At 68.5% G+C, this 13,778-nt stretch carries 11 protein-coding genes; 6 read left to right on the top strand and 5 right to left on the bottom strand.

Annotation, left to right across the window (positions count from 1 at the left end; genetic code table 11):
* Positions 1-15: 15 nt before the first annotated feature.
* Positions 16-2,307: an NERD domain-containing protein gene (locus ACH49X_RS29470; protein WP_357207774.1), complete on the bottom strand. Its 2,292-nt coding sequence runs from the start codon at positions 2,305-2,307 to the stop codon at positions 16-18.
* 11 nt (positions 2,308-2,318) lie between these two features.
* Complete coding sequence (locus ACH49X_RS29465) at positions 2,319-2,951, bottom strand: TetR/AcrR family transcriptional regulator (RefSeq protein ID WP_357207771.1); 633 nt, start codon at positions 2,949-2,951, stop codon at positions 2,319-2,321.
* Positions 2,952-3,022: 71 nt separating this feature from the next.
* On the opposite strand from ACH49X_RS29465, the gene ACH49X_RS29460 reads away from it, so the two are divergent.
* From ACH49X_RS29460 to ACH49X_RS29435, 6 genes are all read left to right on the top strand, one after another.
* A complete protein-coding gene (locus tag ACH49X_RS29460) occupies positions 3,023-4,552 on the top strand; it encodes an NAD(P)/FAD-dependent oxidoreductase (RefSeq protein WP_195082106.1) in 1,530 nt (509 codons plus the stop codon).
* Entirely contained in the window at positions 4,549-5,379 is an 831-nt protein-coding gene (locus tag ACH49X_RS29455; protein ID WP_357207768.1) for an SDR family NAD(P)-dependent oxidoreductase, read from the top strand. Before ACH49X_RS29460 ends, ACH49X_RS29455 begins: the two co-directional genes overlap by 4 nt.
* A 22-nt stretch (positions 5,380-5,401) precedes the next feature.
* Positions 5,402-6,316, top strand: a complete 915-nt coding sequence (locus ACH49X_RS29450) for an alpha/beta hydrolase (RefSeq protein ID WP_195082108.1) — start codon at positions 5,402-5,404, stop codon at positions 6,314-6,316.
* 119 nt (positions 6,317-6,435) lie between these two features.
* Positions 6,436-8,229 carry a long-chain fatty acid--CoA ligase gene (locus ACH49X_RS29445; protein ID WP_195082109.1) on the top strand — a complete coding sequence of 598 codons (1,794 nt, stop codon included), beginning with the start codon at positions 6,436-6,438 and terminating at the stop codon, positions 8,227-8,229.
* Positions 8,230-8,349: 120 nt separating this feature from the next.
* Positions 8,350-9,912, top strand: coding sequence for a molybdopterin-dependent oxidoreductase (locus ACH49X_RS29440; protein WP_357207765.1), 1,563 nt, complete (start codon positions 8,350-8,352; stop codon positions 9,910-9,912).
* 40 nt (positions 9,913-9,952) lie between these two features.
* Positions 9,953-10,177 carry a hypothetical protein gene (locus ACH49X_RS29435; protein ID WP_357109987.1) on the top strand — a complete coding sequence of 75 codons (225 nt, stop codon included), beginning with the start codon at positions 9,953-9,955 and terminating at the stop codon, positions 10,175-10,177.
* Positions 10,178-10,217: 40 nt separating this feature from the next.
* On the opposite strand, the gene ACH49X_RS29430 is transcribed toward ACH49X_RS29435, so the two are convergent.
* The 3 genes from ACH49X_RS29430 to ACH49X_RS29420 form a co-directional block, all read right to left on the bottom strand.
* Positions 10,218-11,696, bottom strand: a complete 1,479-nt coding sequence (locus tag ACH49X_RS29430) for a DHA2 family efflux MFS transporter permease subunit (RefSeq protein ID WP_357109984.1) — start codon at positions 11,694-11,696, stop codon at positions 10,218-10,220.
* 10 nt (positions 11,697-11,706) lie between these two features.
* Complete coding sequence (locus ACH49X_RS29425; RefSeq protein WP_195082113.1) at positions 11,707-12,405, bottom strand: PadR family transcriptional regulator; 699 nt, start codon at positions 12,403-12,405, stop codon at positions 11,707-11,709.
* A 324-nt stretch (positions 12,406-12,729) separates the two neighbouring features.
* Positions 12,730-13,620 carry a glycine betaine ABC transporter substrate-binding protein gene (locus ACH49X_RS29420; RefSeq protein ID WP_357207763.1) on the bottom strand — a complete coding sequence of 297 codons (891 nt, stop codon included), beginning with the start codon at positions 13,618-13,620 and terminating at the stop codon, positions 12,730-12,732.
* Positions 13,621-13,778 lie beyond the last annotated feature (158 nt).

Here is a 13,778-nt window from a genome sequence, read left to right as displayed (position 1 = left end):
TGCCGTACTACGTCGTCAGCACTTGGGTGTGAACGGAGTGCACAACGGCAGCAGGTTCATGCGGGCCGGGGTTTCGGTGACGGTCGGCGGAGGCGGAACTGCCTCGGTGGTGAGCACGGGGGCTTGGGTGGGGCGCACGGCGCCGCCCGCGGGTGTCGAGCAGGAGGCGGCCAATATCCAGATCGTTCCGATGACGAGCACGATCAGCGCCACCGCGGCGATCTGTTGCGAGCGGTGGCCGCGTGACTTCGATTTCTCGGAGCCGCGCCCCGGGATGCGCGCGGACAGTGCGGTCAGCTGCTCGCGCACCGCCACCCGTGGACGCCGCTCGAGAACGGCGGTCGGCGTGGGGCGGCGCAGTGGCTCCGGTTCGCGGGTGGGTGTGGACCACGACGTGGGTCGGCTCGGCACGGGAGCCTGCACCGGACGGGGGCGTAGCGGCCGGTCGGGGGCGGGATCGATCCACGAGGACCAACTGTCGGTGAACGACGACGGTGCGGCGGCTGGGCGCGCGGCCGGGCCGTATTCCGCATCGACAGAATCGAGTTCGGCGTCAGTCGGCGCAGGCCCGTCGGGCTCAGCCGGGGCACGCCGTACCGACGCCGCAGCTCCGGTCGCGAACGGTTCCGGTTCGTCTGGATACGACTCGGCCTCGGGCCTCGCCGCGAGCCTGCCTTCGAAGCGAGGCGACTCGTGGCGATCGTTCTTCCACACATCGGAATCGGGCGGGGGCGAATCCGAAAGATGCGAGGCCGGCCGGTTTTCTTCCCAGGCGTACCGGTCGGAATGAGCTGCCGTGTCCGACGTAGGCGCCGGTACCGGCTCCGGCGCGAGGAATTCCGGTGCGAAAGGGTCCACTTCAGCGGCCGGTGCGCGTGCAGGCGTAACGGGTGCGTGCGCGGGATGCGGCTCGGACGCGGGGGCCTGGCTGCTGTCCGGGAGGGCGGTGTCCTCCAGCGACTGCCGAGATGACCGGTCGGCTTGCGAGCTCGAGGCACGGGACCGCGCCGAAGACACAGGCTCCGACACCTCATGCTCGGTATCGAGTTCCGAGACGGCGGTCTCCTTCGGCGCGGGCAACGCAGGCGACTGCCCCGACTCCGTGACCTGCCGATCTACCTCTCGCTCGCCTCCGTTCCCGGACGTTTCCGTCGAACTGGATGCGCTGAGGCTCGCGGCCTCCGCAACGGCGTCCGGCGACTGCAGAACGGCAGCCGGCGACTCCGCAATGGCATTCGGCACCTCCGGCACAGCATCCCGTGCCTCCGGTACCGCATCGGACACCTCCGGCACAGCATCCCGTGCCTCCGGTACCGCATCGGACACCTCCGGCACAGTATCCCGTGCCTCCGGTACCGCATCGGGCTGCTCCGGCACAGCTGCCACGGCCGCCGCTCCCGCACCAGCCGACACGTCACCCGCGTCGGAATCCTCGGAGGACCCCCTACCGTCGAGTTCAGGAGCCTTGCGCGTGACGCTGTCCAACGCCGCCAGCGTCCCGGCCCGCAACTTGCGCTCCGGCGGAAAACCGTCCGCCACCAGGTCGTCCACGGTGACCTGATCGCCCAGGTTCAAGTCGGTCAGCAGGGCATGGGTGCGTTCGGCGGTCCAGAGGAGTTTGCGGCTCGCGGTGCGGTGGAACCACGCCCGCAGATCGGCCTGCCCGGCTCCGAGCACCACCGCGCAACCGCGCCTGCGTGACTCGATGTTCAGCGTGAGGTTCGAATCCTTCGGCGGCACCACCACGATCAGACCGTCGACGAACGCCTCGGCGTTGTGCTTGCGCACCAGCGCCTTCAGATTGAAGACGTTGTTCGTCACCTGGTCGAACGGACTGCTGTCGTGGTCGCGCACGTGGATCGGGTCGCCCGCGTAGCCGGACAGCCGCCAGCGGCCGTTGGCCTGCACCGAAAGGACACCGCTCGTCGCCTCCGGGACGGTGCCCTTGACCTCGACGACGACCGCCGCCCTGGGGGTGATCACCACCAGATCGGCTTCCTGCGTTTCGTCCTTGCGCTCACGGTCGGGTAGGTAACACCCCGAGATCGCGAGTCCGACAATGACGTACTGGCCGGTCCAGGTCCGCATCCAGTCGAGCACGCGCTGTTCGGATCGCGGCGCCGTCGTTCGTTCATTGATGACCAACATCGGCGGCCTCCATCGCCGTCCCACACCATCGACCACACAACGGTATGCGCCGGGATTTCCGACACAAAATCGAAAGGCACTGGAGCAGCACGGTATTGGCAGCACAAGGGCATGCGAAGTGCGGCGTGTGGGCAGCGCCACAGCGGCGACCGATTCCACGCAGGAACTCGTCAACCCCTCAGCGCCGCAGCCAAAGCCGGATCCACCGAGAACGCTATGGCGATCAGCGATTCGACCAGCAGGTCGATCAGCTCCGTGCGGGAGATGGGCTCGGAGCGCAGCCAGGTGAGCGTGGATTCCTCGACGAACGCGATCCAGCCGCGCATGGCGAGCATGAGGCGGGGATGGTCGGCTTCGGCGACCGGCACGGGGGTCTCGGCCAGGATGATCCCGATGATGGCGTCGCGAGTCTGGTCCACCAGCGGGGCCAGCTCGGGGCTGACGCTGGTAGGGCCGCGCAGCAGCGCGAGGTAGGAGGTCCGGTTCTCCGTGACGTACTCGATGTAGCGCTCGATCGAGTCGCGCAGCATCTCGAACAGCCCCAGCGAGCGGTCCGGGGCGACGCGCTCGAGCAACTCGGCGTTGGCGTGGTGCACGATCGCCAGCTGAAAGTCCTGCTTGGTCGGGAAATAGTGGAACAGCAGGCCGCGCGAGATGCCCGCCTCCGCGGCGATCTCGCTGACCGAGATGTCCTCGATGGAACGCTCGCCGAGCATCTTCGCGCCCAGAGTGATCAGCTGCTCGCGGCGCTCGTCGGGACTCAGCCGCGTCCGCTTGGGGGCGTCTCCCTGGGTTCTCGTCACGCGCCCAATCCTACTGAACGCCAGTCAATACACTGTTGACTCGCGCTCAATAGGACCGTAGGCTGGATTACATGAGTCGCAAGGTTACAGACAAAGCTGTCGCCGGCCGACCCACGCGCCACGCGAGGACGATCATCATCGGCAGCGGGTTCGCGGGTCTGGGTCTGGCCATCCGGCTGACCCAGCAGGGTCGCAACGACTTCCTCGTGCTGGAGCGCGGCAGCGACGTCGGCGGCACCTGGCGCGACAACACCTACCCCGGCGCGGCCTGCGACGTTCCCTCGCACCTGTACTCGTACTCGTTCGCGCTGAACCCCAACTGGTCGCGCTCGTTCTCCCGGCAGGGCGAGATCCAGCAGTACATCCAGGACGTGTCGAAGCGCTACGACGTGCGCGACAAGCACATCTTCGACTGCGACGTGACCAGCGCCCGCTGGAACGACGAGACCGCGCTGTGGGAGATCGAGTCCACCAAGGGCAGCTTCACCGCCAACACCGTGATCTCCGCCGTCGGCGCGCTGTGCGAGCCCGCGCTGCCGGACATCAAGGGCATCGGCGCGTTCGAAGGCGAGATCTTCCACTCCGCGCGCTGGAACCACGACGCCGACCTCACCGGCAAGCGGGTCGCCATCATCGGCACCGGCGCTTCGGCGATCCAGATCGTGCCCGCCATCGCCCCGAAGGTCGGTCACCTGGACGTCTACCAACGCACCGCGCCGTGGCTGCTGCCGCGCCTTGACCGCCCGTACACGACGGCCGAGCGACTGGCCTTCAAGCACGTGCCGGGCCTGCAGCGACTGTCCCGCGCGGCCATCTACGCCGCGCGCGAGACCCAGGTGATCGGCTTGGCCAAGGCGCCCGCCCTGATGCAGCTGTTCGAGGCGATCGCGAAGGCCAAACTGCGCTACGAGATCCGCGACCCCGAACTGCGCGCGAAGGTGACGCCGGATTTCCGGATCGGCTGCAAGCGCATGCTGATCTCCAACGACTACTACCCCGCGCTCTCGCGTCCCAACGTCGACGTGGTCACCGACGGCATCGCCGAGGTGCGCGCCAACTCGATCGTCACGAAGGACGGCACCGAGCGCGAGATCGACGCGCTGATCGTGGCGACCGGCTTCCACGTCACCGACTCCCCCACCTACAACACCATCACGGGCCGCGACGGGCGCACCCTGTCGGAGGTGTTCGACGAGATCGGGCAGCAGGGATACAAGGGCTCCGCGATCGCCAATTTCCCCAATATGTTCTTCCTGCTCGGCCCGAACGTCGGCCTGGGGCACACCTCGATGGTGTACATGATCGAATCGCAGATCAATTACATCGCCGACGCGCTGGCTACCTTCGACCGTCTCGACCTGCGTACCGTGGAAGTGCGCCGCGACGTGCAGGATGCCTACAACGCCGACCTGCAGAGAAAGCTGGCGAGCAGCGTCTGGCTGACCGGCGGGTGCTCGAGCTGGTACCTGGACAAGCACGGCAACAACACCACGCTGTGGCCGGACTTCACCTTCGAATTCCGTCGGCTGACCAAGACATTCGACGTGGCGGCGTACGACATCTCCATTTCCTCGGCAGACCTGAAAGCAGTGGCATCGTGAGCAGTGACGCTTACTTCAAGAACAAGGTATGTGTGATCACCGGAGCGGGTTCCGGGATCGGCCGCGCGCTGGCGGTGAATCTGGCCCGGCGCGGCGCCAAGCTGGCACTGTCGGACATCGATGTCGATGGTCTCGCCGAGACCGTGCGCCGCTGCGAGCAGCTCGGCGCCGAGGTCAAGTCCGACCGGCTGAACGTGGTCGAACGCGAAGCGGTGATTCTCTACGCCGACGCGGTGAAAGCGCACTTCGGCACGGTGCATCAGGTCTACAACAACGCGGGCATCGCCCACCACGGCGAGGTCGTCCGCTCGGAGTACAAGGACTTCGAGCGCGTGATGGACGTCGATTTCTGGGGCGTGGTCAACGGCACCAAGGCGTTCCTGCCGATGGTCATCGAGTCCGGTGACGGCCACATCGTCAACGTGTCCAGCCTCTTCGGCCTCATCGCGATCCCCGGACAGAGCGCCTACAACGCGGCGAAGTTCGCGGTGCGCGGCTTCACCGAGTCGCTGCGCCAGGAGATGCTGGTCGCCCGGCACCCGGTCAAGGTCACCTGTGTGCATCCCGGCGGCATCAAGACCGCCGTCGCGCGCAACGCCACCTACGCCGAGGGCATCGATGCCAAGTCGGCCGCGTCGATGTTCGACCGGAAGCTGGCCATCCACACCCCGGAGATGGCGGCGCAGACCATCATCGAGGGCGTGCGCAAGGGGCAGGGCCGGGTGCTGATCGGCTGGGAGGCCAAGCTGCTGGATCTGTTCGTGCGGGTCACCGCGTCGGGCTATCAGCGGATCGCGGCCAACGTCGAACGCCGCTTCCTGCCCTGATCGCGGATTCGAGGAACGACGAATGCGGGACATCGACCTGCCCCTGCCGCTGGCGCGGGCGGTACTGAATCCGATCTTCCGGGCCACGCTGAACAAGCGGTTGCCGTTCACGCTGCAGCGCAGGCTGCTCGACGTGAGTTCGCGGGCGCAGTTGCTGCCCGCGGGCGCCGTGGTACGACCCACGCGCCTCGGTGGCAGGCCCGCCGAGCGGATCGACTTCGCGAAGACCTGCGAGCACGGCGCGGTTCTCTATCTGCACGGCGGCGGCTACGCGGTCGGCTCGCTCGCGACACATCGCTCGCTGGCGGCGCGGCTGGCGCGGGACGTCGGCTGCCCGGTCTACGTGCTGGACTACCGGCTGGCGCCGGAGCACCCCTTACCGGCGGCACTGGACGACGCCGAGGCGGCGTTCCTCGAGCTGGTGGCGACAGGTCTGCGGCCGGACCGGATCGCCGTCTCGGGTGACTCCGCGGGCGGCGGGCTGTCGCTCGCGCTGGCACAGCGACTGATCGCCCGGCACGGGCAGACCCCGGCCGCGCTCGGTTTGATCGCGCCGTGGGCAGACCCGAACGAGATCCCGGATCGGGAACGCGATCTGGTGATCAGCAAGCCCTGGTCACGCGCCTGCGCCGCCGCCTATCTCGGCGACGGCGATGCCGCCGACCCGGTCTACGCCCCGCTGACCGGCGAGTTGCGCGGCCTGCCGCCGACCTATGTGCAGGTGGACGTCAGCGAACTGCTGCACCGGCAGTGCGTCGCGCTGGTCGCCGCGCTGCGCGCGGCGGGGGTGCAGGTGCGTTTCACCGAAAGCGAGGGCCTGTGGCACGTCGCTCAACTGCAGGCCGCGCTTGCGGCGCCCGCCGCGGCCGTCCTGCGCGAACTCGCCGAGTTCCTGCGCGAAGCCGTTCAACCGGCGGACCTGCGCGAACTAGGATGAAATTCGAGCGGGTCCCCAGCCTGCGGTGATGTACGGAGGCGATTGGCGGTGGTCGACCTCACGGCCCTGGCGCAGGTGTCGTAGATTACTGGCGAGTAAACCCACGTGGAAGGGCACTGATGCGAGAGTTCGAAGTCCCGGCTTCTTACACCATTCCGGATGACGCGAACAATTCCGACAACGTCTTCCGCCACGCCGAGCAGTCGCCGAACACGGTGCTGTTCAACGTGCCGAACGGCGGTGGCGGGTGGCGGGACGTCACCGCCGCGGAATTCGCGAAAACGGTTACCGGGGTGGCGAAAGGCCTGATCGCCTCGGGTCTCGAACTCGGCGATCGCGTCGCCATCATGGCCCCCACCCGCTACGAGTGGGCCGTCCTCGATTTCGCCATCTGGGCCGCGGGCGGCTGCACCGTCGCGATCTACGACAGCTCCGCCGCCGAGCAGGCCAAGTGGATCCTGCAGGACTCGGCCACCAAGCTGCTGATCGTCGACAGCGACAAGCATCGCAAGGTGATCGACGAGATCGAAGCCGGGTCGCTGCCCGACCTGCGCCAGACCCTGCAGATCGACAAGGGCGCGCTGGACGAGCTGACCGCCGCAGGCGCCGACCTCGACGACCAGATCGTGCACGGCCGCCGCGCGCAGGTCGGCGCGAAGTCGCCCGCCACGCTGATCTACACCTCGGGCACCACGGGCCGCCCGAAGGGCGTCATGCTGACCCACGCGAACCTGTACGCGGAGTCCAAATCCGACCGGATCGCGCTGCACAAGTACGTCACCGAGGGCAAGAAGACCCTCATGTTCCTGCCGCTGGCGCACGTCTTCGCCCGCGCAGTCGCGCTGGCCGCGTTCGACGCGAAGGTGATCGTCGCGCACACCGCCGACTGGTCCACCCTGGTCGAGCAGTTCGGCAGCTACCGGCCGCACTTCATCCTCTCGGTGCCCCGGGTGTTCGAGAAGGTGTTCAACAGCGCCAAGCAGAAGGCGCACGACGGCGGCAAGGGCAAGATCTTCGACGCCGCCGCCGAGACCGCGATCGCGTGGAGCGAGTCGCTGGACAACGGCGGACCCGGCGTGGTGCTGAAGCTGAAGCACGCGCTGTTCGACAAGCTGGTCTACAGCAAACTGCGGGCGGCCCTGGGCGGCCAGTGCGAGGCGGCCGTCTCCGGCGGCGGCCCGCTCGGCGCGCGGCTCGGCCACTTCTTCCGCGGCGTCGGCGTGACCATCTACGAGGGTTACGGCCTCACCGAGACCACCGCGGCCATCTCGGTCAACACCCCGGAGCACATCCGGGTCGGCTCGGTCGGCCGGCCGATCGAGGGCCACGCCGCCAAGATCGCCGAGGACGGTGAGCTGCTGCTGCGCGGCTCGGTCGTGTTCAGCGGCTACTGGGGCAACGCGGAGGCCACCGAGGACGCCTTCGAGGACGGCTGGTTCAAGACCGGTGACCTCGGCGCCATCGACGCCGACGGCTTCATCACCATCACCGGCCGCAAGAAGGAGATCATCGTCACCGCCGGTGGCAAGAACGTCTCCCCCGCGCTGCTGGAGGACTCGCTGCGGGCGCACCCGCTGATCAGCCAGGTGATGGTGGTCGGCGACGGTCAGCCGTTCATCGGCGCGCTGATCACGCTGGACCCGGAGTCGCTGCCCGGCTGGAAGGAACGCAACAGCCTGCCCGCCGACACCCCGATCGAGAAGCTGATCGAGAACCCGGATCTGCTCGCCGAGGTGAACGCGGCGGTGGCCGAGACGAACAAGAAGGTGTCGAAGGCCGAGCAGATCAAGAAGATCCGTCTGCTGACGATCGACTGGACCCAGGAGACCGGCGAGCTCACCCCCAAGATGTCGCTCAAGCGCGCGGTCGTGATGAAGCAGCACGCCGACGACGTGGCGAGTATCTACAACTGAACCGATCGCAGAAAGGCGCTGTCCGTGCGCGGGCAGCGCTTTTCGCGTGTCACGGACCGCCACCAGGGAGTAGTCGGTGGCCGACCCGCGCGGCGGACGACCGGCAGTAGTCTCGATGCCATGGCCGATCTGCGACCGCGCGTGGTGGCCGGGATCGTCTCGGCGGGTCTGACCCTGGGCGTCGCCGAATTGCTCGCGGCCTTCCTCGGCCCCGACAGCGCGCCGCTGCACGTCCTCGGTTCGGCCGTGGTCGACCACACCCCCGATGGGGTGCGGGAATGGGCCATCACCACCTTCGGCACCGGCGACAAGGCCGCGCTGTACGTGATCATGGGCGTGATTGCCGTCCTGGTCGCCGGGGTGGCCGGTGCGATCGAGCGGACCACCCGGGCCGCCGGGTCGTGGTTGTTCGCCGTGTTCGGGGTGATCACGGCATGGATCGCGGTATCGCGGACCGGCCTGGCCGCCGCGTTGCCGACCGTCGTCGGCGTCGCCGTCGGCATCTACTCGCTGCGCGCGCTGACCCGTCGCATCGACGCGGCGTCCGGGGAGCGGCAGGCCGAGGCGGCCTCGCCCGCATCGGCCAGCGGAACATCGGAGTCCGGCTCGGCGGCTCCGGAACGCAGGCAAGTCTTGCGGGGACTGCTGGTGGCCGGCGGGCTTGCGGCGGTCACGGGGATCGGCGGGCGGGTGCTCGGCGCGCGCCGCAGCGACGTGTCCGGCGAGCGAGCCGCGGTGCGGTTGCCGCAACCGTCGGCGCCCACCGAGCCGGTCCCGCCCGGCGTCGACCTCCGCGTCCCAGGGCTGACGCCGTACCTGACCGCGAACGACGACTTCTACCGGATCGACACCGCCCTGATCGTGCCGCAGGTGTCCAAGGACGGCTGGTCGCTGCGCATCCACGGCATGGTCGATCGCGAGATTCGGCTCGACTGGGCGGATCTGGCGCTTCGCCCGGTGGAGGAACACCTGGTCACGCTGGCCTGCGTGTCCAATCCGGTGGGCGGGGACCTGATCGGCAACGCGCGCTGGCTCGGATACCGCGTGGATCAGCTGCTGGCCGAGGCGGGGCCACACCCCGACGCGGACATGGTCCTCTCGCACAGCGCCGACGGCTGGACCGCGGGGACGCCGCTGGCGGTGCTCACCGACGGACGCGACGCGCTCTTGGCGATCGGCATGAACGGCGAACCGCTTCCGGTGCAGCACGGTTACCCGGCCCGGCTGGTCGTGCCCGGTCTCTACGGCTACGTCTCGGCCACCAAATGGGTGACCGAACTGGAAGTCACCCGCTTCGACCGCGCCACCGCGTACTGGACCCGCCGCGGCTGGTCGGCGCAAGGCCCGATCAAGACCGGCGCCCGCATCGACACGCCACGCGCCCGCGGCCGCCTCCAGCCGGGCACCATCCCCATCGCCGGAGTCGCGTGGGCGCAGCATCGCGGCATCAGCGCCGTGGAAGTCCAGATCGACGACGGCCCCTGGCAACAGGCCCGCCTCTCCGAAGAGCAGTCCATCGACACCTGGCGCCAGTGGGTCTTCGACTGGGACGCCACCCCCGGCCCGCACACCCTGCGCGCCCGCGCCACCGACGGCGCCGGCGAAACCCAAACCGCCGAGCGCCGCGACGTCATCCCCGACGGCGCGACCGGCTACCCCTCGGTCACGGTCAGCGTAGGTTGATACGCCGGATGGTCGTGCGCCGGGCACCGAGCGTGTGGACATGGCCGACAAGCTCGCGGAGTACGCGCTCGCCGGGATCCCGTGGTACTGGATCGTCTGGGTGTCGAACAATTGCGTCGATTCGATCGAGGTCTATGTACTCGACCAAGTGCTCAGCCAGTACCGATTGCGTAGGAAACTGGAGCCGAGCGAATCGCAGACGGTGATCGATGTGCCGATCGAGATCAAAATCGACTGGACGAGGCCGGGCGTGCTGGCACGCTGATGCCCGCCCGGAAGCTTTGCGCGCGGGCATCAGCGGGACTTCAGCTGCTGAGATCTGCCTTGACCAATTTCCGCTCAGGTTGAGCTTGTGCGGACTCGCCGTGGCGGATGAACAGGACCGAGGCGGCGACGCCGATGAGCAGGACGGCAGCGGGCAGCAGTGCGGATTGGCTCAGCGCGGTGCTGAAAGAATCCTTGACGAATTCCGGGAGCGGGCCTTGGCCAGCGCCGCCTTCGGCGACCTGGCCGCCGCCGAGGCCGTTCGCCGTCAGCCGCGCCGCCACCAGGGCGCTGATCGCCGCGCTGCCGAGCACCGAGCCCACCTGGCGGGTGGTGTTGTAGACACCGGCGCCCGCCCCGGCCTGCTGGACCGGCAGGTTGTGCGTGGCGGTGGACGCCAGCGGAGCCCAGATGCAGGCGTTGGCGAAACCGGCCAGCGCCGCGGCCACCAGGAACCACGCCAGCGACGAGTCCGGCTTCATCAGCATCGAGAAGCAGAACACCGACAGTGCGAACAGGCCGAAGCCGACGGTGGGCACGATCCGCGGGTGCAGCTTGTCGGCGAACTTGCCGACCAGCGGGGCCGAGAAACCGGTCACGATCGCCATCGGCGCGAAGACCAGCGCGGACTTCGTCGGCGACATCTCCCGCACGGCCTGCAGATAGAAGTACGTCGGCACCATCAGTGAGGTCACCGCCGCGCCCATCGCGGCGATCGCGGCATTCGACAGCGCGAAGTTGCGATCACGGAACAGGCTCAGCGGCAGCAGCGGCTCGCCGGTGTTCCTGGCCTGGTTGACCAGGAAGATCGCCAGCACCACCAGGCCCGCGCCGATCAGCAGCCAGATCCGCAGCGACCAATCGTAGGTGTTGCCCTCCTGGATGCCGAACACCAGCAGGAACATGCCGACGCCGCTGAGCAGCACGCCGGGGATGTCGAACTTGTGCTCGTGCGTCGGCAGGGCGGGCACCAGCCAGACCGCCAACGCGAAGGCGACGACGCCGACCGGGACGTTCACGATGAAGATCCACTCCCAGCCGAGACCGTCCACCAGCACACCGCCGAGGATGGGTCCCACCAGCGTCGCCAGTCCCGCGACGCCGCCCCACAGACCCATGGCCGCGCCGCGCCGGTCCGGCGGGAAGGTCCTGGTGATCACGGCCATGGTCTGCGGCGTCATCAGCGCGGCGCCGACACCCTGGGCGGCGCGCGCGGCGATCAGCATGCCGATGCTGCCGGACAGGCCGCACCACAGCGACGCCGCGGTGAACACCGCCAGGCCGATCAGATAGATGTTCTTGGGGCCGAATCGATCTCCCAGCCGTCCGGTGACCAGCAGCGGCACCGCGTAGGTGAGCAGGTAGGCGCTGGTCACCCAGATCACCTGGGAGATGTCGGCGTGCAAGTTGGTCATGATGGCGGGATTGGCGACCGCGACGATCGTCATGTCCAGCAGGATCATGAAGAAGCCGACGACCAGCGCGAGCAGCGCCAGCCACGGATTGCGTTGGGTGGACATCAATTCGTTCCTAACTCGGATCATCCGAAAATCTGGGTGCGGATTTCGCCGCGGCGCTGGTAGGCACCGGCGGCGACACCGCGGAGTCGGCGGCAGGCTCGCCCCCCGAGCGCGCGCCGGTCACCGGGTCGAAGTCCTCCCACTCGAGTGCGCCGCTGGCCAATTCGGCGGTGAATCCCTTGACCCAGGCGAGCTCGGCGGTGAGCATCGCCCGCAGATAGGGCAGGGAGATCCAGTAGCGGCGGGGGACGACGTGCTCTTCGGCCCACGCGCTCAACATGTCGGCGTCGGCCAGTTCGTTTTCCAGTACGGCGATTCGTTCGCGCAGCAGCGTGAGCGCCTCCGCCTTGGGCAGATTGTGCAATTCCCCCAGCGCAAGCGGGAAGACCGGATACTCCGGAACGGGTCGCCGCACGATTTCGGCGATCCGGTCGCGCAGCGCCTCCCTGCCGCGCGCGGTGATCCGGTAGGTGGTGCGCTCGGGCCGGTTGCCCGCACGGTCGACGCCCTCGGCGCGGACCAATTCCTGGTCGGCCAGACGGGACACGGTGTGGTACAGCGAGCCGGGCCGCACCTTGACCAGCTTGTCCTCCCGCCGCGCGATCAGCGTCTGGAACATCTCGTACGGATGCATGGGCCGCTCCTCCAGCAGCGCGAGCACGGCGATGGCCAACGGCGTCACCGATGGATGCGCCTGCCCTTGCCCCATGCCTGATCACCTCCGTCATTCGTTCGCCCGGGCCTTCGGCCCCGACGCGAGCCCGCCGCCGACCGGCACGCTATCGCCCGGTCCCGACATGCTCCACGCTAAATATTCCACGTGGAATATACGGCGTGGAACAGCCCGTGGACAAGACGCTGCCGCCCGTGATGGGTCACACAATTGCCCGCCTCGCGTATCGCGTTCCCGATGTCCGGGCCGATACACGACGAGAGGCCATCGAGTTGCTGTACTCGATGGCCTCTCGATCAGGCCCGCCGAAGGTCGACCCTCTCCGGCGCTGTGCGGGATGGTGTTCGGCTGCGGTGTGCCCTACAACGCGTGTTTGTCCAGCCAGGCGCGCGCGACCTCACTCGGCGCGGCGCCATCGTCGCGGACAGCGCGGATCATGGCGGCCAGCTCGTCCGTGGTCAGTTCGCCGGCGACGTAGTTGAGCTTCTTGATCTGCCGCTGATCCAGCAGTCCTTCGCGGAACAGCGGCAGCACGTTCTCGGCGCGCACGGCGTACTCGCCGTCGGACAGCACGGCCAATCCGTCGGTCGCGCCGGGCGCGAGCTCGGGAGGGCCGACGAACAGACCGGCCTGAACCCTGCCGTCCAGCAGTGCGTTCCGCAGCGCCGCGGGATCCGGGAAGGCGACGGTGGCCGCGAAATCACACCCGGCGACGCGAGCGCTTCCAGCCGACGGCAGCAGGCCGGGCATGGACGCCACGCCGACGGTCAGCCCACCGCACCGGGGCGTGAGGTCGCCGACCGAGCGCAGCCTGTCCCGCGCCGCCGACTGGGCGGTGACCGATACCCGCGGTCGCAGATCGGTGCCGTCGGCGAGATCGGAGACGACCAAGCCTTCGGGCAAAGCGGCGCTCACCGCTTTCGCCACCTCCTTGGGCAGCCGCACCGTGGCGCGTTCGTCGAGATGGGCCAGCAGCGCGCCGGTGTGCTCGCCGATCACTTGGACCCGGTCGGCGTCGAGCGCGGCGAGGTAATCCGCGCGGCTGCCCAGTCCGGGATCCACCGCGGTCCGCGCACCGGTGCGCGCCAGCGCTCCCGCGTAGATCTCGGCGAGCACCGATGACTCGATCGAGTCACCCGCGCCGACCGTGATCTGCCGCTGCGGCTCGTCGTTCCCGCAGGACACGACCAGCGCGACGGACGCGACGACCAGCAACCGAGCCAGCACCCGCTGTGACGCGGCCAACACCATCCGGCGACACCAACTTTCCGACGACTCGACACGGCCAACAGGAAAACCCGGAAGCGGGCAGTATGGACACCCAGAATGTACCGGCGGCCGCTCGGTGCCGAGACCGCGCCCGCCGTCATGTCGGAAGGACTCTCGTGAAATCCACCCGCACCCCCGCC

This window comes from Nocardia sp. NPDC019323 (assembly GCF_044389845.1).
Classification (GTDB): Bacteria; Actinomycetota; Actinomycetes; order Mycobacteriales; family Mycobacteriaceae; genus Nocardia; species Nocardia implantans.
This window is presented reverse-complemented; position numbering and strand designations above follow the sequence as displayed.